This is a genomic window from Arsenicicoccus sp. oral taxon 190, assembly GCF_001189535.1.
Taxonomy (GTDB): Bacteria; Actinomycetota; Actinomycetes; order Actinomycetales; family Dermatophilaceae; genus Arsenicicoccus.
The window spans coordinates 1,121,925-1,142,036 of the sequence record NZ_CP012070.1; the positions used below are offsets into that span (position 1 = coordinate 1,121,925).

General features: G+C 72.9%; 16 protein-coding genes. 7 read left to right on the forward strand and 9 right to left on the reverse strand.

Going from position 1 to position 20,112, the window contains the following annotated elements; genetic code table 11:
* Positions 1-99: 99 nt before the first annotated feature.
* Both ADJ73_RS05300 and wecB read left to right on the forward strand, forming a co-directional pair.
* Entirely contained in the window at positions 100-1,572 is a 1,473-nt protein-coding gene (locus ADJ73_RS05300; RefSeq protein ID WP_050347385.1) for a CCA tRNA nucleotidyltransferase, read from the forward strand.
* Positions 1,573-1,639: 67 nt separating this feature from the next.
* The gene (wecB, locus tag ADJ73_RS05305; protein ID WP_050347386.1) at positions 1,640-2,704 is read left to right on the forward strand and encodes a non-hydrolyzing UDP-N-acetylglucosamine 2-epimerase; all 1,065 of its coding nucleotides are present in this window, start codon (positions 1,640-1,642) and stop codon (positions 2,702-2,704) included.
* Between the two features lie 72 nt (positions 2,705-2,776).
* On the opposite strand, the gene ADJ73_RS05310 is transcribed toward wecB, so the two are convergent.
* Positions 2,777-3,928 (reverse strand): glycosyltransferase, encoded by a 1,152-nt coding sequence (locus ADJ73_RS05310; RefSeq protein WP_050347387.1) that lies wholly within the window; start codon positions 3,926-3,928, stop codon positions 2,777-2,779.
* Between the two features lie 30 nt (positions 3,929-3,958).
* On the reverse strand, positions 3,959-5,431 hold the full coding sequence (locus tag ADJ73_RS05315) for a lipopolysaccharide biosynthesis protein (protein ID WP_156188129.1): 1,473 nt from the start codon (positions 5,429-5,431) through the stop codon (positions 3,959-3,961).
* Positions 5,432-5,504: 73 nt separating this feature from the next.
* On the opposite strand from ADJ73_RS05315, the gene ADJ73_RS05320 reads away from it, so the two are divergent.
* Complete coding sequence (locus ADJ73_RS05320) at positions 5,505-6,761, forward strand: glycosyltransferase 87 family protein (RefSeq protein WP_156188130.1); 1,257 nt, start codon at positions 5,505-5,507, stop codon at positions 6,759-6,761.
* Here ADJ73_RS05320 and ADJ73_RS05325 read toward each other — a convergent pair.
* The 7 genes from ADJ73_RS05325 to ADJ73_RS05355 form a co-directional block, all read right to left on the reverse strand.
* Positions 6,716-8,929 (reverse strand): glycosyltransferase, encoded by a 2,214-nt coding sequence (locus ADJ73_RS05325; RefSeq protein ID WP_050347390.1) that lies wholly within the window; start codon positions 8,927-8,929, stop codon positions 6,716-6,718. The genes ADJ73_RS05320 and ADJ73_RS05325 overlap by 46 nt on opposite strands.
* 91 nt (positions 8,930-9,020) lie before the next feature.
* Positions 9,021-10,007 carry a Gfo/Idh/MocA family protein gene (locus ADJ73_RS05330; RefSeq protein WP_050347391.1) on the reverse strand — a complete coding sequence of 329 codons (987 nt, stop codon included), beginning with the start codon at positions 10,005-10,007 and terminating at the stop codon, positions 9,021-9,023.
* Entirely contained in the window at positions 10,007-11,104 is a 1,098-nt protein-coding gene (locus ADJ73_RS05335) for a DegT/DnrJ/EryC1/StrS family aminotransferase (RefSeq protein WP_050347392.1), read from the reverse strand. The genes ADJ73_RS05330 and ADJ73_RS05335 overlap by 1 nt, the downstream gene beginning before the upstream one ends.
* A gap of 6 nt (positions 11,105-11,110) precedes the next feature.
* On the reverse strand, positions 11,111-11,725 hold the full coding sequence (locus tag ADJ73_RS05340) for an acyltransferase (RefSeq protein ID WP_050347393.1): 615 nt from the start codon (positions 11,723-11,725) through the stop codon (positions 11,111-11,113).
* Positions 11,722-13,059 (reverse strand): nucleotide sugar dehydrogenase, encoded by a 1,338-nt coding sequence (locus ADJ73_RS05345; RefSeq protein ID WP_050347394.1) that lies wholly within the window; start codon positions 13,057-13,059, stop codon positions 11,722-11,724. Before ADJ73_RS05345 ends, ADJ73_RS05340 begins: the two co-directional genes overlap by 4 nt.
* A gap of 175 nt (positions 13,060-13,234) precedes the next feature.
* Positions 13,235-13,903, reverse strand: a complete 669-nt coding sequence (locus tag ADJ73_RS05350) for a GOLPH3/VPS74 family protein (RefSeq protein ID WP_050347395.1) — start codon at positions 13,901-13,903, stop codon at positions 13,235-13,237.
* Positions 13,904-14,070: 167 nt separating this feature from the next.
* Positions 14,071-15,162, reverse strand: a complete 1,092-nt coding sequence (locus ADJ73_RS05355; RefSeq protein ID WP_050347396.1) for an inositol-3-phosphate synthase — start codon at positions 15,160-15,162, stop codon at positions 14,071-14,073.
* 174 nt (positions 15,163-15,336) lie between these two features.
* On the opposite strand from ADJ73_RS05355, the gene ADJ73_RS05360 reads away from it, so the two are divergent.
* From ADJ73_RS05360 to ADJ73_RS05375, 4 genes are all read left to right on the forward strand, one after another.
* The gene (locus ADJ73_RS05360; RefSeq protein WP_050347397.1) at positions 15,337-17,550 is read left to right on the forward strand and encodes a transglycosylase domain-containing protein; all 2,214 of its coding nucleotides are present in this window, start codon (positions 15,337-15,339) and stop codon (positions 17,548-17,550) included.
* A gap of 78 nt (positions 17,551-17,628) precedes the next feature.
* Positions 17,629-19,017, forward strand: coding sequence for a glycosyltransferase family 87 protein (locus ADJ73_RS05365; protein WP_050347398.1), 1,389 nt, complete (start codon positions 17,629-17,631; stop codon positions 19,015-19,017).
* Between the two features lie 117 nt (positions 19,018-19,134).
* Positions 19,135-19,422 carry a 30S ribosomal protein S6 gene (rpsF, locus tag ADJ73_RS05370; protein WP_050347399.1) on the forward strand — a complete coding sequence of 96 codons (288 nt, stop codon included), beginning with the start codon at positions 19,135-19,137 and terminating at the stop codon, positions 19,420-19,422.
* A gap of 49 nt (positions 19,423-19,471) precedes the next feature.
* On the forward strand, positions 19,472-20,059 hold the full coding sequence (locus ADJ73_RS05375) for a single-stranded DNA-binding protein (protein ID WP_050347400.1): 588 nt from the start codon (positions 19,472-19,474) through the stop codon (positions 20,057-20,059).
* Positions 20,060-20,112 lie beyond the last annotated feature (53 nt).

Below are 20,112 nucleotides of genomic sequence, written 5' to 3' on the forward strand. Positions count from 1 at the left end.
CCCAGCACTGTAACGAGAGAGCCTGGGCCGCAGGGTCTGCCACGTCGGGCGGCCGCACGAGTCCGGCGTCCCGCGCGAACTCTTCTAAGGTGGTGTGCTGTGCCTGGACCCACCCCTGCCCCGACCGACGAGCTGCTCGCCGCTGCCGCCCGCCGCCTCGCCCCCGTCACGGGCCTGCTGAGCGAGCTCGGCGCGGTCTTCGGCGCCGCGGGGCACGAGCTCGCGCTCGTCGGGGGACCCGTCCGGGACGCCGTGCTGGGGCGGACCTCCACCGACCTCGACCTCACCACCGACGCCCGCCCCGAGCAGACCGAGCGGCTGCTGCGCGGCTGGGGGGACGCGCTGTGGGACGTGGGTCGCGCGTTCGGCACCATCGGGGCCCGCAAGGGCGACTGGCAGGTGGAGGTCACGACCTACCGCAAGGACGCCTACGACCGGACGAGCCGCAAGCCGGCCGTCACGTATGGCGACACCCTCGAGGACGACCTCGTGCGCCGCGACTTCACCGTCAACGCGATGGCGCTGCGGCTGCCCGACCTGACCTTCGTCGACCCCCACGACGGGCTCGGCGACCTGGCGCGCGGGGTGCTGCGGACCCCCGGCACCCCGGCCGAGTCCTTCGGCGACGACCCGCTGCGGATGATGCGGGCCGCGCGGTTCGTGGCGCAGCTGGGCCTGACGCTGGACCCCGCCGTGCGCCAGGCGATGACCGAGCGCGCCGAGTCGCTGCGGATGATCTCCGCCGAACGGGTGCGCGACGAGCTGGTCAAGCTGCTGCTCTCCGACGACCCCCGCTCCGGGCTGACCGTCCTGGTCGAGACCGGCCTCGCCGAGATCGTGCTGCCCGAGCTGCCCGCGATGCTGGCCACCGTCGACGAGCACAACCGGCACAAGGACGTCTACGAGCACTCGCTGACCGTGCTGGAGCAGGCGATCGCGCTCGAGACGCCGGCCCCGGGTGACGGCGGCGGCGTCATACGGCCTGACCTGGTGCTGAGGCTGGCCGCGCTGCTCCACGACATCGGCAAGCCCGCGACCCGGCGGTTCGAGCCGGACGGCGGGGTGAGCTTCCACCACCACGAGCTGGTGGGGGCCCGGATGGCGACCAAGCGGCTCAAGGCGCTGCGCTTCGACAAGGAGACCACCAAGGCGGTGTCCCGCCTGATCGAGCTGCACCTGCGGTTCCACGGGTATGGCGAGGGCGAGTGGACGGACTCCGCGGTGCGTCGCTATGTCACCGACGCCGGGCCGTTGCTGTCCCGCCTGCACCTGCTCACCCGGGCGGACTGCACGACCCGCAACGTCCGCAAGGCGCGGCGGCTGCAGCGGACCTACGACGACCTGGAGGCCCGCATCGAGCGGCTGCAGACCGAGGAGGAGCTCGCCGCGGTGCGCCCCGAGCTCAACGGCAACGAGATCGCCGAGGTCCTGGGGATCGCGCCCGGGCCGGTGCTGGGCCGCGCCTACAAGCACCTGCTCGCGGTCCGGCTCGACGAGGGCGTGATCGGGCGCGAGGAGGCGGCCCTGCGGCTGAAGCAGTGGTGGGCCGAGCAGCCGGATTCCCAGGGCTGAGGCTCGGCCCGCGGGGCGCACCGGCGCGGTGGCCGGCGTGGTCCGGCACGGTCGATATCGTGGCGGCGTGAAGATCCTCAGCGTCGTCGGAGCCCGTCCCCAGTTCGTCAAGCTGGCGCCCATCGCGCACGCCATGGCCGAGGCGGGCGTCGAGCACGTCATCGTCCACACCGGGCAGCACTACGACCACGCGATGAGCGACTCGTTCTTCGAGGAGCTCGGCATCCCGGCCCCCGACGAGAACCTCACCGTCGGCTCGGGCACCCACGGCCGGCAGACCGGCGCGATGCTGGCCGGGATGGACGAGGTCCTGGAGCGGCACCGCCCGGACGGCGTGCTCGTCTACGGCGACACCAACTCCACGCTGGCGGGGACCCTGTCCGCGGTGAAGATGCACGTGCCGCTCGCCCACCTCGAGGCCGGGCTGCGGTCCTTCAACCGCCGCATGCCCGAGGAGCACAACCGGGTCCTGACCGACCACGCGGCGGACCTGTGCCTCGCCCCGACCGAGGTGGCGATGGCCCACCTCGCGGCCGAGGGCATCACCGACCGTGCGGTGCTCGTGGGGGACGTCATGACCGACGTGCTCCACCAGGTCCGCGACCGGGTCGCCGACCTCGAGCCCTCGCTGCCCGTGGACACCACGCAGCCCTACCGCGTGGCGACCCTGCACCGCGCCGACAACACCGACGACGAGCAGCAGCTGCGGACGATCCTGGACAACCTGGCGTCGCTGGACGTCCCGACGCTGCTGCTCGCCCACCCCCGGCTGCGGGCCAAGGCCGCGGAGTTCGGCCTGGACCTGTCCGCCGGATCGGTCGTCGCCGCGGACCCGCTGCCCTACCCGCAGCTCGTGCGCGCCGTGATGGGCTCGGCGGGCGTCATCACCGACTCGGGCGGCCTGCAGAAGGAGGCCTTCCTGCTGCGGGTGCCCTGCACCACGGTGCGCACCGAGACCGAGTGGGTCGAGACGGTGGAGCTCGGCTGGAACGTCCTGGTCACGGACCCGGCCACGCTCGCCCGGGACGTCGACCGCCCCCAGCCCGCGCCCACCGAGGCCACGCCGTATGGCGACGGCCACGCCGCCACCCGGGTCGTGCAGGAGCTGCAGCGCTGGCGCGAGCGGGGCTGACGCCTCCCGGGGCCGCGAGGCGGGAGCGGCGGCGGGCGACCTCGGTCGGCGGTTGACCTCAGGTCGCGGGCCTCAGATCCGGTCGAGGATCGCCTCGGCGGCCACGCGGGCCTTGGCCACGAGCGAGGCGTTGGCCTCGGTCCAGGCCACGAGGTGCTCGGGGTCCGGGCGACCTGACCCGGTGACCGCCGCGTCCAGTGCGTCGGCGACGGCGTCCGGGTCGTGGGGAGACACCCAGCCGAGCGCCTCGGAGCGCACCAGCTCCTCGCTGGCGCCCTGACCGGCGAAGATCACGGGGATGCCGCAGCCGGTGGCGGCATACATCTTGGTGGGCTTGGCGAAGTCGTAGCCGAGGCCCGGCTTGATGGACACCAGCGCGGCCACGGCGCCGCGGATGTGGCGCGCGGACTCGGTGGGAGGGACGACCCCGAGGAAGTCGACGGCTCCCGGCGCGACCTGCTCCGCCAGGGCCTGCAGCCTCGGCAGCTCGCTGCCCTGGCCCAGGAAGACGAGCCGCGAGTCGTGGCCCCGCGCGCGGTGCCGCGCCAGCGCCTCGACGAAGACCCCGGCGCCCTGCCACTCGCTCATGGTGCCGGTGTAGACGAAGTAGGGGCTCGGGGCCGTCGCGGCCTCCCCGTCGGGCCGGAAGATGCCGGTGTCGATGCCGTTGCCCACCACCAGCACCTGGTCGGGCCGGGCGCCGAGGTCCTGGACCTTGGCGGCGACCTCGTCGCTGATCGCGAGCACCAGGCGGGCGCCACGGATGACGGCGGACTCCACGAGGCGCAGCGCCCGGACCAGCACCGCGGGGGCCCCGGCGGCGCCGGCGGCCTCGCTCCACACGTCGGCGGCGTACCAGACGTAGGGCCGGCGGTGCACCGTGGCCACGAGCCGCATGACCGCACCGGTCGTGGGCGGGGGCTCGACGACGTAGGCGTCGGCGGGGCGTCGGGAGAGCATGCGCACGAGCAGCGGCAGGTCGTAGGAGAGGTACTGCACGTAGCCGCGGATGTTGCCCCCCGCGTCGCGCAGCGCCGGCCACCGGCGCACCCGTAGCTCGCCGTCGTCGTAGGGCGCGTGCCCGGCGGGCGGGATCGAGGTGAGCACCTCCACCTGCGCCCCGCACGCAGCGAGGGCGTCGGCGAGCACCCGCTCGCGGAAGGCGGCGGCGCCGACCTCCGGGGCGAAGATGCGGGTGGCGAGACGGATGACGGGTCGACGCATGGCGTCACCCTATCGAGGGCCGCGGGCCCGTCAGCGTCGACGCATCGCGAGCATGGACCGGACGTCACGCTGCGACGCGGCGCCCCAGCCGAGCAGCAGCACCAGCACCGCCGCCACCTGGACGAGCACCCCCGCCCGGGTGGTGACGATCCAGGCCGAGGCGGCCGCGAGCGCGGCCAGCGCCAGGCCGGTCCGCACGGCCAGCCCCACCCAGCGCTGACGGTCGAGGCGCCAGACGATCGCGGTCGGGATCAGCGAGGTCACGCAGATGCCCACGAGGTAGCCGTAGGCGACGCCCTCCACGCCGAGGTGAGGGCCGATGAGCGCCCAGGTCAGCGCGCCGACGACCGCGCCGGCCACCGAGACGTTGCGGATGATGCGGTTGTAGCGGTGCTCGCGGGACATGAGGTTGTCCGTGGTCGCGACCACCATGTTCTGCACGAGGCAGGCGAGCAGCAGGATGACCAGGGTGGGGGCGGCGGCGTAGGCGTCGCGGCCGTAGATCTGCAGCAGGGTGGGGGTGCCGAGGATGAGGGTGCCGTAGACGACGACGCACAGCAGCACCAGCCACCGGGTGGCCTGGTCGGTCTGCCGGGCGAGCTCGGCGTGGTCGCCGCGCCCGTGGGCGTGAGCCATCCGGGGGAAGAGGACCACCTGCAGCGACCGCGCGACCAGCGAGGCCGGCGTGGCCAGCGACAGCGCCAGGGCGAAGTGGCCGGTGGTGACGTCGGTGCCAAAGTGCCGGGCGGCGATCTGCGAGCCCTGCAGGAAGCCCGTGGTCGCCGCGGTCTGGATCAGCGAGATCCGCATGAAGGCACCGATCTCCTGCCGCAGCTCCAGCGGCACCGACCCGCCGCGCAGCGGGGCATAGCTGCCGAGGGCGTAGGTCGCGTAGCAGACCACCAGCGGCACGAGCAGCCAGGGGGTGGCCCGCGCCAGCACCAGGGCGGCGATGCCAACGATCGCGATGACCGAGGCCAGCAGGTCCCAGAGGGTGGCGCGGGTCAGCAGGCCCAGGCCGAGCAGGGTGCCGCGGGTGAAGGTGTAGATGGAGAAGGCGATGGCCAGGAGGCCCGTCAGCACGGCGGCGACGACCGGGACGTCCTCGCGCCACAGCACGAAGGCGGTCGAGCCGATGCCGATGAGCACGGCGGCGGTCCAGGTCACGCGGCCGAGGTAGGCGACCACGTCGCGCATCTGCTCGGTCTGCCCGGAGCCCTTCAGCCGCGCCAGCTGCTTGGCGACGGCGTTGGACGCGGCGAGCGGGACCAGGACGCTCGCGAACATCGCGACCGCGATGTGGGTGTTGACCTGCCCGACGATGACGATGCCCGCGGCCCCGAAACCCCACTTGATGAAGACGGTGTAGAGGAACCGGACCAGCCCCTGCGCGAGCATGCCGACGGCGCTGAGCACGCTCTGGGTGGCCAGGCCCTGGCCCGAGTCCTCCCCCAGCGGAAGCCCGGGGCGCAGGTGCTGGCGGAGGCCGGGTAGGTGACGCACCGAGCCAGTCTAGGGCGGGGGGACGCGGGTCCCGTCCCGGTGCGACAGCCGGGGGGCCGCTACCCTGAGCCACATGCCGAGCACGCGGGGGTTGTCGTCCGCCACGAGCCGTCCCCTCGCCCGGCTGCTGCCGGCCCTGGCCGTGGTGGCGCTGCTGGCCCTGGCGCTCGTCATACGGCTGCGCTTCTTCCCGCACGAGTCGCCGGACTACGTGCACTACCTGTCGCGGTGGTGGGGGCACCTGGACCGTGAGGGCTTCGCGGGTCTCGGGGTGGTCTTCGCCGACTATGCGCCGCCCTACCTCTACCTGCTCTACCTGGGCACCCTCGCGCCCGTCGGTCCGCTGCTCGGCATCAAGCTGATCTCGCTCGCGGGCGACGTGCTGCTGGCCGGGTCGGTCTTCCTCCTGGCGAGCCGTTTCGTGGGGCGCCGGTGGGCGGCCCTGGCCGCCGCCGGCATGCTCCTCGCGCCGGGCGTCGTCCTCAACTCGGCGGCCTGGGGGCAGTGCGACGCCATCTACACCAGCTTCCTGGTGCTGTCGGTGTTGGCGCTGACCCGCGAGCGCGACGCCTGGGCCTGGGTCTTCTTCGGTATGGCGCTCGCGGTCAAGCTGCAGGCGGTCTTCCTGCTGCCGGCGCTCGGCGTGGTGTGGCTGGTCCGGGTGCGGCGGTCCTGGTGGACGCCGGTGCTGGCACCGCTGGTGATCGCGGCGTCGTGGGCGCCGTGCCTGCTGGCCGGTCGGCCGCTGTCGTCCCTGCTCGACGTCTACCGGAGCCAGGCCTCGTCGGGGCTCCCGCTGTCCTACGCGCCCAACGTCTGGTACCTCGTCCCCCGGCCCCCGACGCCGGTCGCCATGACGCAGTGGGAGCACCGGGCGCTGCTCGTCGCGCTGGTCGTGGTCGGTGGGGTGTGCCTGCTCTCGCTGGTGGTGCGGCGCCCCTGGACGCCGCAGCGGGTCGTCGTGCTGGCCGCCTTCAGCACGCTCGCGGTGCCGACCTTCCTGCCGCACATGCGCGAGCGGTACATGTATCCCGGCGAGATCCTGGTGCTCGTCGCGGCGCTGGCGCTCGGGCGGTCCCGCTGGTGGATGCCCGTCCTGCTCTTCGCCTGCTCGGGGCTGGTCTACCTCGACCAGCTCTACCCGGCCCGGCTGCACCGGGTCATCCCCGGCGACGTCTTCCTGCTCGGCATCGAGCCGGTGCTGGCCGTCGTGGCCGTGCTCGCCTGGGACCTGGTCGGCCGCCGTCGTCAGGACCGTCCACGGGAGCGTCGTCAGGACCGTCGTCAGGACATGAGCGCGCTGGACACCATGAGCCGCGCCGGCGCCTGACGGTCCAGCACCCGCAGCGGGTCGGCCGTGAGCACGGTGTCGGGGCGCCCGTGGCGCAGCCGGGCCTGGGAGCGCGCGACCAGCTGGTCGTCCGGCACGGACGGGTCCACGATCGCGTCCCAGAGCGCCTGCTCGGCGCGGGAGAATGCCGAGGTGGCCGTGGGGGCGCCGGCGACGATCGTGCGGGCGCACGCCGCGAGCGAGTCCCGCTCGGCAGCCGTCCACGTCGTGGCGACCCGGTTGACCACGGCACCGAAGACGTGGATCCGCAGCACCTTGACCACGACGGCCCGGCGCCTGGCGACCGGCAACCCCTGGAACCACGGGTCCGCGACCAGCGCCAGCGCCGCCGCGAGGTCGTCCGCGACCGGCCGCACCGTCATCGTCACCCGGGTCGGTGCGTCGGCGCCGACGACGTAGGCGGGGTCGTCCCCGGCGTAGACGATGCCCTGGGCCCCGTGCCAGACCCGCAGCCCGAAGTCGAGGTCCTCCGCGGTCGCCACGCCCGCGAGGAAGGTGGCGCCGACCCGCTCCAGCATGGCAGCGCTGAGCAGACCGAGGGGGGCGGTGCGGTAGGCCAGGCGGTCCCGCACCAGGTCCAGACGCCGGTGCCGCCGGCCGAGCCGGGTGGGCGGCGTGCGGACCAGCCCACCCGCCTGGTGCTCGACCCGGGCGATCACGGCCTCGGCCCCCGCGGTCGCGTGCCCCAGCCACGCCGCGAGCGCCCCCGGCCGCAGGAAGTCGTCGGACCCCATCACGGCGACGTGGGCGGCGTCGCTCGCCGCCAGACCGGCCGTGAACGGCCCTGCGGGGCTGCGGATCCCGTCGTGGTGCTCCACCAGGACCACCCGGTCGGACGGCACCAGGCCGGCCTCCCGCAGCCTTCCCTCGATGGGCGCCACGTCGGTGTTGTGCACCACGACGAGCGCGCGGGTGTCGGGGGTGTCGTCGGCCAGCACGGACGCGACGGCGCGCTCGATCTCCCGGTCAGGGGTGTGTATGGCGATCACCACGTCGACGCTCGCCGCGCTGCGGTAGCGCCCGGCGGCCGGGGAGCCCAGCAGCGAGTCGTAGGTCGCCGCGCAGGCGCGACGCACCGCCGCGGTCGTGAACCTCGTCCGCACGTCGGCGGCGATCTCGTCGGCCGAGGCGTGCCGGAGGCGGGACCGCGTGGCCTCGACGGCGTCGGCATACGCGCCGGGGGTCTGCTCGGCGACGAGCGTGCCCACCTCGGGGGTGACGTACTCCGCCTGGCCGCCGTGGGCGCCGATCACGACGGGCCGGCCGTGGGCGAGCGCCTCGGCGCCGGAGACGCAGAAGTTGTCGAAGCGCGTCGGGAGCAGGAAGAGGTCCGCGGCGTCGAGGTGGGTGGCCACCTCCGCGGGGGTGACGGGTCCGGTGAGCGTGAGGGCCGCGGCGACCCCGAGCTCGTCGGCCAGCTGCTCCACCTGGTCGCGGAGCGGGCCGCCGCCGACCCAGGTCAGCGTGGCGTCGTGGCCGCGCGCCCGCAGCTCGGCGAGCGCCCGGACGGCCGTCGCGGGGTCCTTGCCGGCCACGAGGCCACCCACCGAGACGAGGTCCCAGCCCGGGGTGTCCCGGCGGGCCGGCACGCTCGCCGGCTGGTCGACGATGCAGGGGATGACCTCGGTCCGGCCGCTGCGCACCGCGCGGATCGGGCGGGCGAGGAACTCGCAGACGGGCACCACGACGTCGGGCAGCGCCAGCAGGTGCCGCAGCCCCGGCATGACGCGGCGCAGCGGGGCCACGAGGCTCTCGGGGGCGGTGAGGCCGGACCAGTGCTCGGTGTGGACCCACGGGACGGCGGGACGGCGGGCGGCATACGGCAGCAGGCTGGAGAAGGCCATGGTGTGCACCAGGTCGGCCCCACGCTCCGCGCGTCGCAGCGCCCGCAGCGCGGCCACGACCGTGAGGGGGCGGCGCGGGTCCCACTCGAGGCGGCGCACGGCCACCGGGCCGTCCTGCTCCCGGGCCGGGGCGGACGCGAAGGCGGCGGGCGGGGCGAGGTGCACGAGCAAGACGTCGTGGTCCTCGGCGAGGGCGTGCACGTCCTTGCGGACGAAGACCCCGGCGACGGGGGCTGCCGGCGTGGGGTACCACGTCGTGACGGCGAGGATGCGGAGCCGGCGTCGCGGGGCGGTGCTCGTCATGGCCTCATCCTGTCATCCGCGGCCGGCGGGGGCGCAGACGCCGGTGGGGGCGGCCCCGACCGGGACCGCCCCCACCGGGCACCAGCGACCGTCAGAGGGTGATGACCTGGCCCGTCCTGGCCGACTCGATCATCGCCTCGGCGACGCGAACCGTCGCGAGGCCCTGCTCCATCGTGACGATGTCCGACTCCTTGCCGAGCACGGCGTCGCGGAAGGCCTCGTGCTCGACCCGCAGCGGCTCCGGCTTGGGGAAGGCGTAGCGCACCACGTCGCCCTCAGAGACCCCGCGGAACCGCGACACGTCGTCCCAGGTCGTCTCCACGTTGCCGTTGGCGAAGAAGGTCAGGTCGGCGTGGAGGGTGTCCGCGACGAAGGCGCCCTTCTCCCCGGTGATGACCGTCGTGCGCTCCTTGAGCGGCGACAGCCAGTTGACCAGGTGGGAGGTGATGGTGCCCTTCGACAGCAGCCCCACCGCGGAGACCATGTCCTCGTGCGGGCGCCCGGAGCGCGTGGTCGTGCGCGCCGACATCGAGACGTACTCCTGCTGGGTGACCCACGCCGTCAGGTCGATGTCGTGGGTGCCGAGGTCCTTGACCACCCCGACGTCTGCGATGCGCCCCGGGAACGGACCCTGCCGGCGCGTCGCGACCTGGTAGATGTCGCCCAGGTCACCGGCCTCGATGCGGGCCCGTGCCTGCTGCAGCGCCGGGTTGTAGCGCTCGATGTGGCCGACGGCCCCGACCAGGCCCTTCTCCGTGTATGCCGCCGCCAGCCGCTCGGCGGAGGCGGTGTCGTGGGCGAGCGGCTTCTCGACCATGCAGTGCACGCCGGCCTCGGCGAGCTGGAGGCCGATCTCCTCGTGCAGGCCGGTCGGCGCCGCCACCATGCAGTAGTCGAGCCGCTGGTCGAGCAGCTCCTCGATGGTGCCCAGCACGGGGCGTCCGCCCGCGACGCCGTGGACGTCACCGCCCGGGTCGGCGACGGCGACGAGCTCCACGCCCTCCAGGGAGCCGAGCACGCGGGCGTGGTGGCGACCCATCATGCCGAGGCCGATGAGGCCGGCGCGCAGCGTCGTCATCACGCACCCGCCTTGGCGAGGGCGTTGACGGCCGCCACGATCCGCTCGAGCCCGGCCTGGTCCACCGAGGGGTGCACCGGCAGCGAGAGGCACTCGCGGGCGGCCTGCATGGTCTCGGGCAGCGCGGCGTCGTCGGTGCGGTCGGCGAAGGGCTTCAGCTGGTGGTTGGGCACGGGGTAGAACATGCCGGAGCCGATGTCGTACTGCTCCTTGAGGGCCTTCGCCAGACCGTCGCGGTCCTCGGGCACGCGGACGGTGTACTGGTGGTAGACGTGCACGGCGCCGTCGGCGACCGGCGGCGGGGTGACGCCCTCGAGGTTGGCCGAGAGGAAGGCCGCGTTGGCCTGACGCTGCCTGGTCCAGGCGTCCACCTTGGTCAGCTGCACGCGCCCGATGGCGGCGTGGATGTCCGTCATACGGTTGTTCAGCCCGACGACCTCGTTGTGGTACTGCTGCAGCATGCCCTGGTTGCGGTAGAGCCGGGCGCGCCGCTCGATCTCCGGGTCGGCGACGGTGATCATGCCGCCCTCGCCCGAGGTCATGTTCTTGGTGGGGTAGAGCGAGAACATCCCGAAGGAGCCAAAGGTGCCGACCGGCTTGCCGTGCAGCGAGGCGCCGTGGGCCTGCGCGGCGTCCTCGAAGATCTGCAGGCCGTGCTTGTCGGCCAGGGCGACGAGCTGGTCCATCTTGGCGGGGTGGCCGTAGAGGTGCACCGGCATGATGCCGACGGTGCGCTCGGTGATGGTGGCCTCGACCGCGGCCGGCGAGAGGCAGAAGTCGTCCGCGTCGATGTCGGCGAAGACCGGGGTCGCGCCGGTCAGCGCGACGGAGTTGCAGGTGGCGGCGAAGGTGAAGGACGGGACGATGACCTCGTCGCCGGCCTTGACGCCGCTGGAGAGCAGGCCGATGTGCTGGCCGGAGGTGCCGGAGTTGACGGCCACGGACGCGCGCCCGAGGCCGAAGTGCTCGGAGAACTCCTTCTCGAAGGCCGCGACCTCGGGGCCCTGCGCGATCATGCCGGAGCGCATGACGCGGGTGACCGCCTCGATCTCCTCCTCTCCGATGAGCGGCTTGGCGGGGGGAATGAAGTCAGCCATGCGTGATTACTCCGTCTCGATCGGGGCCTCGGTGAGGGTCTCACCGTCCTGGACATACCTCTCGCCCGTCTGGGGGCAGGTGAACTCGTGGTCGCCGCTCGGCTCGAGCGGCACGCCGGCCTTGCCGACCCAGCGCAGCCGCTTGGCGGGGACCCCGGCGACGAGGGCGAAGTCCGGGACGTCCTTGACGACGACCGACCCCGCGGCGACCAGGGCCCAGCGCCCGATGGTCACCGGGGCGACGCAGACGCTGCGCGCGCCGATGGACGCGCCCTGGCGGCAGGTCACCCCCACGGCCTCCCAGTCGTCGCCGCGCTTGAGGGTCCCGTCCGGCGAGATCGACCGCGGGTAGTGGTCGTTGGTGAAGACCACGGCCGGGCCGACGAAGACGCCGTCCTCGAGCACCGCGGGCTCGTAGACGAGCGCGTAGTTCTGCAGCTTGCAGCTGTTGCCCATCCGGACGCCGGTGCCGACATACGCCCCCCGCCCGACGATGCAGCTCTCACCCAGCACGGCGTCCTCGCGCACCTGGGCGAGGTGCCAGATGCTCGAGCCGGGCCCGATCTGGGCGGAGTCGGCCACGTCGGCCGAGTCGACGATGCGTACGCCCTCGCGGGTCATCGGATCTCCTTGGTCTGCGGGAGCTCGCCGACCGTCTCGGCGGTCCCCACGGTCAGGTAGCGGACGCCCTCGAAGCCGGAGCGGTCCAGGGCGCGGCGGCCGTCGACGACGACCTCGACGCCGGGGAAGTCCTGCGCGGTCAGGGCGGCGTAGCCCTTGTGGTCCGCCTGCACGATGACGACGTCGGCGGGGTCGCCCACGTGGTAGGGCTCCCAGCCGAAGCCGCGCAGCTCGTCGTCGGAGTACATCGGGTCCTCCACGAGGACCTCGGCGCCCTGCTGACGCAGTGCGTCGACGGTGGCGAAGACCCCGGAGAAGGCCGTCTCCTTGACGCCGCCCCGGTAGGAGGCGCCGAGCACGGCCACCCGCTTGCCGGCCAGCGAGCCGCCCGCGGCACCGGCGGCGAGCCCGACGGTGTAGGACGGCATGGCCGCGTTGGCCTCCCGGGCGGCCCGCACGACGGTGGCGTCGGGGTCGTTCCACAGGTAGAGCCGCGGGTAGACCGGGATGCAGTGGCCGCCGACGGCGATGCCCGGCCGGTGGATGTGGCTGTAGGGCTGGCTGTTGGAGGCGTCGATCACCTGGTAGACGTCGATCCCGTGCGCCGCCGCGAACCTCCCGAACTGGTTGGCCAGCCCGATGTTGACGTCCCGGTAGGTCGTCTCGGCCAGCTTGGCCATCTCGGCGGCCTCGGCGGAGCCCAGGTCCCAGACGCCGTTGGGGCGCTCGAGGTCCGGGCGCTCGTCGAACTGCAGCACCTGCTCGTAGAACTCGACGGCGCGCTGCGCCCCCGCCTCGGACAGGCCGCCCAGCAGCTTGGGGTACTTGCGCAGGTCCGCGAAGACCCGGCCGGTGAGGACCCGCTCGGGGGAGAAGACCAGGTGGAAGTCCTCGCCCTCGACGAGCCCGGACCCCTGCTCGAGCCGCGGCTTCCACCGGGTGCGGGTGGTGCCGACCGGCAGCGTGGTCTCGTAGACCACCAGGGTGTTGCGCTCGCGGCGCAGCCCCCGCGCGATGTCGTCGGTGGCCGAGTCCATCCACCCGAAGTCGGGGCGGGCCTCCTCGTCGACGAAGAGCGGCACGACGACCACCACCGCGTCGGAGTCGCTCACCGCGGCCGCGGTGTCCGTCGTGGCGCTCAGCCAGCCCGCCGACACGACCTCCGAGAGGTAATCCTGCAGGTGCGCCTCGCCGGGGAACGGCTCGGTCCCCTCCGTCACGAGGTCGACGACGCGTTGCGACACGTCGGCGCCCACCACCGTGTGACCGGACCTGGCGAACTGGACGGCGAGGGGGAGGCCGATCTTGCCCAGACCGACGACGGTGATCTTCACGAGACTCCTTGACGCGTGAGGCTGATTCCCCGTCGATCCTAGACTCCTGCCCCGGTCCGACCGGGGCGCCCCGCCCGGGGAAGTCTCGGCCGGGGGAACCGCCGGGGAAGCGGCCGGGGGGACCGCCGGGGGAACCGGCGGGGAGCGGCTCGCATGCCGGTCCTCCCGGGCCTGGTCAGCGGGCCATCAGCTCGTCGACCGCCGCGAGCACCCGCCCGCACGGGCCGTGCACGTCCGTCAGCGAGCGCACCTCGAGGGCCGTCTGCAGCGCCCGCTCACGGTCGACCTCCAGCTCCGGCATGGCGACCAGCACCGCCCCGATCGCGTGCAGCAGACCGATCAGGTGGCGCGCCCGGTCGTCGGGCTCGGCGTCGCGCAGCAGCACGTCGCCCAGGTGACGCCGTATGGCGTCCTCGTGGGACGAGTCGACGGCGACCCACGACGTGCGCGGGATCATCGACTGCCGCTGCGGCGCCTCCCGGCGCAGCACCCCCTGCTCGGCAAGATCGCGGTGCAGCGTCGGGTAGAGCGCCCGCCCCATGATGGGCAGCACGTTGGTGAGCTTGCGCCCCTGCATCCCCCGGAACACCTCGAGCGCGCCGTCCAGGACGGGATCGGGCGTGTGCGAGACCTCGTCGTCGATGACCAGGCGCCCGGACTGCACCGGCTGCCCCAGCGACCCCAGCACGTGCTCGTGCTCCTGGACCACCCGGACCCGCTCCACGGCGCCGAGCTCGCTCAGCGCGCCCCCGGCGACGGCCAGGTCCAGCGTCCGCTCCGGCACCGCCATCCGGCCCGTCTCGTCGTCGGTGAGCAGGAGCAGGAGTTCCTCGGCCAGCTGCATGACTCGACCGTAGACCCCCGGCCCACCTCCCGCACCCCCCGACCTGACAACGTGGACTGTTCTGGTCCTCACACGACCAGAGGAGTCCACGTTGTCGGGGGGGTCCGGGGGGTCGGGGGGTCGGGGGTCGGGGTGTCGGGGGTCGGGGTGTCGGGGGATGGGGAGGGTCAGCGGGGCTCTGCGCCCACGATGAAGGCCTCCAGCCGCGCGCGACCCTCGTCGTCGGGGCGCTGCTCCGGCGGGGACTTCATCAGGTAGGCCGCGGGGGACAGCAGCGGGCCGCCGATGCCGCGGTCCTTGGCGATCTTGGCCGCCCGGATCGCGTCGATGATGATGCCGGCCGAGTTGGGGGAGTCCCACACCTCGAGCTTGTACTCCAGGTTGAGCGGCACGTCGCCGAACGCCCGCCCCTCCAGCCGCACGTAGGCCCACTTGCGGTCGTCCAGCCACGCCACGTAGTCGGACGGCCCGATGTGGACGTTGCGGTCCTCCTTCTTGCCGGCCAGCGAGCCGTGCAGGTTGGACGTGACGGCCTGGGTCTTGGAGACCTTCTTGGACTCCAGGCGCTCGCGCTCGAGCATGTTCTTGAAGTCCATGTTGCCGCCGACGTTGAGCTGGTAGGTGCGGTCCAGCGTTACGCCGCGGTCCTCGAAGAGCTTGGCCATCACGCGGTGGGTGATCGTGGCGCCGACCTGCGACTTGATGTCGTCGCCGATGATCGGGACCCCGGCCTCGGTGAACTTTGCGGCCCACTCGGGGTCGCTGGCGATGAAGACCGGCAGGGCGTTGACGAAGGCGACCTTCGCGTCGATCGCGCACTGCGCGTAGAACTTGTCGGCCTCCTCCGAGCCCACGGGCAGGTAGGAGACCAGCACGTCCGCCTGGGTGTCCTTGAGGACCTGGACCACGTCGACCGGCTCGGCCGAGGACTCGTCGATGGTCTGGCGGTAGTACTTGCCGAGCCCGTCGAGGGTGTGGCCGCGCTGCACCTCGACGCCGAGCGTGGGGACCTCGCAGATCGTGATCGTGTTGTTCTCGGAGGCGTTGATGGCCTCGGACAGGTCCTTGCCCACCTTCTTGTCGTCGACGTCGAACGCCGCGACGAACTCCACGTCACCCACGTGGTAGTCGCCGAAGGTCACGTGCATCAGCCCGGGGACGGTCTCCTCCGGCTTCGCGTCCTTGTAGTAGTGGACGCCCTGGATCAGGGACGTCGCGCAGTTGCCGACGCCGACGACGGCGACGCGCACAGCAGGCATGGGTGCTCCTCGGTGAGAGATGAGATGACAAAGGCCGACTTTGTCATGTCGGAGCGAGATTGTCATGTACGCCGGTCACGGGGTGCCCGGCGGCGTATCCACACAGTGACCAGGGAGGGTCGGCATACTGGCCTGACCTGGGGCGCCCAGCCGCCCCCGTGCGAAGGAGATCGTGTGAGTCCTGCCTCGGCCCCGGCGCGCCCTGCCACCGACGCCCCCACCAAGCGACGGCGCCCCCTGTGGGCCCGCGTGCTGGGCTGGCTCGCGCTGACGCTCGCCGTGCTCGCCCTCGTCGGCGTGGGGGTCGTCGCCTACCTGTACTCCACGATCGACATCCCGGAGCCCAACCGGGCCACCCAGGCCCAGATCTCGACGGTCTACTTCGCCGACGGCCAGACCGAGATGGGCCGGCTCTCCGGGGGCACCAACCGCGAGAACGTCTCGCTGTCCGACGTGCCCCCCCACGTGCAGAAGGCCTTCCTCGCCGCCGAGGACCGCAGCTTCTACAGCAACAAGGGGGTCAGCCTCACCGGCATCGGGCGGGCCGTGAAGGTGGCGCTGGAGGGCGGTGCCACCCAGGGTGGCTCCACGATCACCCAGCAGTACGTCAAGAACACCTTCCTGACCAGCGACCAGACGGTCCAGCGCAAGGTCAAGGAGATCATCATCTCGGTCAAGCTGGACCAGCAGCGCAGCAAGGACCAGATCCTCGAGGACTACCTCAACACCATCTACTTCGGCCGCGGCGCGAGCGGCATCCAGACCGCCTCCAAGGCCTACTTCAACAAGGACGTCCAGCAGCTCACCCCGGCCGAGGGGGCGCTGCTGGCGTCCGTGATCCGGGGGCCGTCGATCTACGACCCGGCCCGCTCCGCCACCAACCTCGCCCGCAGCAAGGAGCGCGTGTCCTGGATCCTCGACGGGATGGTCGAGCAGGGCTGGCTGTCGCCCGCCGAGCGCTCCAAGGCGGTCTACCCCACCGTCGTCAAGGCCAAGCCGCTCGAGGTCACCGGCGGCACCAACGGATACCTGGTCGACATGGTGCGCAAGGAGCTGACCAGCCAGGTCAAGCTCGACGACGACCAGATCAAGAAGGGTGGCCTGCGGATCGTCACCACGATCGACAAGAAGTACCAGGACGCCATGATCGAGGCGATCAACGACCGCGGCGCCAGCGACGACATCCCGGGCGCCCAGACCGGTATGGCGGCCATCAAGCCCGGCACCGGCGAGATCCAGGCGCTCTACGGCGGCGAGGACTTCGCCAAGCGGCCCTACAACAACGCCGTCGACGCCCACCTGTCCGCGGGGTCGACCTTCAAGGCCTACACGACCGTCGCGGCGCTCGAGAACGGCTACTCGACCAAGTCCAAGGTGAGCGGCTCCTCGCCCTTCCAGCTCCCCGGCAGCACCACGGAGGTCGAGAACGAGTACAACCAGCAGTACGGCTTCATCGACATACGGCAGGCGCTCGCGGACTCGGTCAACACCGCCTTCGTGCGCATGAACGTCAAGATCGGCCCCGCGGCCACCCACAAGGCGGCGGTGCAGGCGGGCATCCCGGACAGCAAGCAGGTCAACATCGAGGACGTCCCGGTCAACACCCTCGGCACGGCGACGCCGAGCGTGCTGGACAACACCAACGGCTACGCGACCATCACGGCCGAGGGCAAGCGTGCGACGCCGCACATGATCAAGACCGCCGAGAGCGCCGACGGGGCGATCGACTACACGGCCGGCAACGCCAGCACCCAGGCCATCCCGCGGGACGTCGCCGTCGACGCGATCGACGCGCTGACCTACCCGATCCAGGAGGGCACCGCGACCTACGCGCAGCGGCTCAACCGCCCGGCCATGGGCAAGACCGGCACCGCCGAGGACCACAAGGAGGTGTGGTTCATCGGGTCGGTGCCGCAGCTCACCGCCGGGTGCGCCATCTACAAGCCCGCCCCCGACGGCGCGAGCAACGAGCCGCTCGGTCGCAACGTCGGCGGCTACAAGTACTGCGTGCCGATCTGGACGCAGTTCATGCGCACGGTGATGGCGGGCCAGCCCGAGCAGTCCTTCCCCGACCGCGTCGGCCTCAACGACGACAACCGGCAGAACTTCGGCCGGAGCCCGCGCTCCACCAGCACCGCCCAGGCGTCCGACCCGAACGCCGGCACGGGCGGCATCGGCGGGCAGGGCACGACGACCCCCACGTCCTCGGCTCCTGCCGTCCCTGCACCCGCACCGACCGCGTCGGCACCCGCGCCCAGCGCCCCGGCGCCGAGCCAGCAGCCGCCCAGCCCGCGCGCCACGGTCGCCCCGCCCGCCCCCACCACCCCTCAGCCGCCGGCGCCGACCGCCACGGCGGCGACGGCCGGGCCGCCGACCCCCGCCCCCTGACCCTGCGGGCGCGCTCTGATCCTGCGGGTGCGCCCAGCGGCACGCCGCCCACCCGTGGCCACCGGGCATGATGGGCCCATGCACCCGAGCGACCCGACGCGCACCATCGCTCCGACGCGCGAGGACCCGGTGGCTCGGGCGACCAGCGAGTGGATGGGCGGCCCGCTGGGTCGCTACGCCGCGATCGGGCGGCAGGGCATCCGTCCGGCCCTGGTGGTGCTGTCCTGCGCCGCCACGGTCGTCATGGCCCTGTCGGTGCTGCTGCGGGGCCACTGCCTGTCCCAGGGCTGGAAGGCCGGCGACCAGTTCTGGCACGCCTGCTACTCCGACATCCCGGTGGTCTACCAGGGCTCGGGCCTCGCGGACGGCGGCTTCGCCTACGGCCACGGCTCGGGCGTCGGCCAGCCGGCCGGCACCGGCCTGGCCATGTGGCTGGTGTCGGTGCTGGTCCCGGGCGATGCCGGCCAGTCGCGCACGCTGCACGCCGCCCAGGTCTACTTCGGCGCGTGGGCCGGGCTGCTGACGGTGCTGCTGGTGCTGCTCGTCGCGCTGCTGGTCCGCGCCGCGCCCCGGACCCGCTGGTCGGTGACGCACCTCGCGCTGAGCCCGGTCGTGGCGACGACCGCGCTGGTCAGCTTCGACCTGCTCGCCATCACCCTCACGGTGGGGGGACTCGTGGCGTGGGGCCGGCGGCGCACCGTCGAGGCGGGGATCCTGCTGGGTCTGGCGGCCACCTGCCGCACCCCGGCCGTGCTGGCCGTCGTGGCGATCGGCCTGGTCTGCCTGCGGGCCGGTCGCCTGGTCGACTGGGCCCTCACGGCCGGTATGGCGCTCCTCACCGCCGTCGCCGTCATCGGTCTCGTGGTGGCCTTCTCGGGGAGGCAGGCGCTGGACGTCTACACGGGGTGGGCGACCAGCGAGGCGGGCTACGGCTCGCTCGCCTACGTCCTCACCTCCCTCGGCGTGGCGGCCCCCACGGGCCTGCTGACGTTGCTGTCCGTGGCCGGGTGGGTGGTGACGATCGTGCTGGCGGCCTTCTTCACGCTCGGCGCCGCCCGCCGCCCCAGCATCGCCGAGGTGCTGCTCCTGCTGCTGGTCGGCGTCGGCCTGACCGCGCGGTCCCTGCCGCTGCAGTGGTCGTTGTGGCTGGTGCCGCTGCTCGCGCTGACCGGGCTGCGGTGGCGCGAGCACCTGACCTGGGCGGGCGTGGAGGTGGCCTACTTCGTCGGGGTGTGGCTGCACATCGCCGCCCGCACCAACCCCGACCGCGGGCTGCCGGCCGGCTGGTTCGCCGTGCTGGCGGTCGCCCGCCTCGCCGCCTGGGCGTGGCTCGCCTGGTCGGTGACGCGCCGGGCGCGCGACGAGGTGCCGGACCGGGAGGCCGCGACCGCCGGCCGTCCCGAGCGCGACCCCCTGGCCGGGGTGGCCGCGGGCGCCCCGGACCGGGTCCTGCTCAAGGTCGTGTAGCCTAGGAAGGCTTGTGCGACGACCCGGCCGGTGCCGGGTCGTGACCACGAGCGACATGCACACCCTCCTGTCACGGAGAGACCGTGACCGCCGAGACCAGAGGAGGTGGGTTAACGCATGCGTCAGTACGAGCTGATGATCATCCTCGACCCCGCTCTCGAGGAGCGCACCATCCAGCCGTCGCTGGAGAAGTTCCTCACCGTCATCACCAAGGACAAGGGCACCGTCGACAACGTCGACCTGTGGGGCAAGCGCCGCCTGGCCTACGAGATCAAGAAGAACGCCGAGGCCTACTACGCGGTGGTCAACTTCACCGCCGAGCCCGCCACGGCCAAGGAGCTGGACCGCCAGCTCGGCCTCAACGAGTCCATCCTGCGGACCAAGCTCCTGCGCCCGGGCGCCTGAGCCTCGCGTACTCAGATCACCTGACAGACGACTAGCTCGAGGAGACACCATGGCCGGAGAGACCACGCTGACCGTCATCGGCAACCTCACCCAGGATCCTGAGCTGCGGTTCACCCCGTCCGGGGCCGCGGTCGCCAACTTCACCGTGGCGTCCACCCCGCGCACCTTCGACCGTCAGTCCAACGAGTGGAAGGACGGCGAGACGCTCTTCATGCGGTGCTCGGTGTGGCGCGAGGCGGCGGAGAACGTCGCCGAGTCGCTGCAGCGCGGCATGCGCGTGGTCGTCACCGGCCGCCTCGTCTCCCGGTCCTGGGAGGACAAGGAGTCCGGCCAGAAGCGCTCCGTCATGGAGATGCAGGTCGACGAGGTCGGTCCCTCGCTGCGCTACGCCACCGCCAAGGTCACCAAGACCCAGCGGGGTGGCGCTGGCGGCGGCTTCGGCGGCCAGCAGGGCGGCGGCCAGGGCGGCTTCGGCGGCCAGCAGGGCCAGGGCGGCCAGGGCGGCGGCTGGGGCGGCAACGCCGGCCAGTCGGACGACCCGTGGTCGACCGGTGGTGGCTCCGCCCAGGGCGGCCAGCAGGGCCAGGGTGGCGGCTGGGGCGGCGGCGCGCCGTCCTACGACGAGCCGCCGTTCTGACCGGCCCCGTCCGACCTCAGGTCTGATCGAGCAGCGTCGGTGCCGGCCACAGG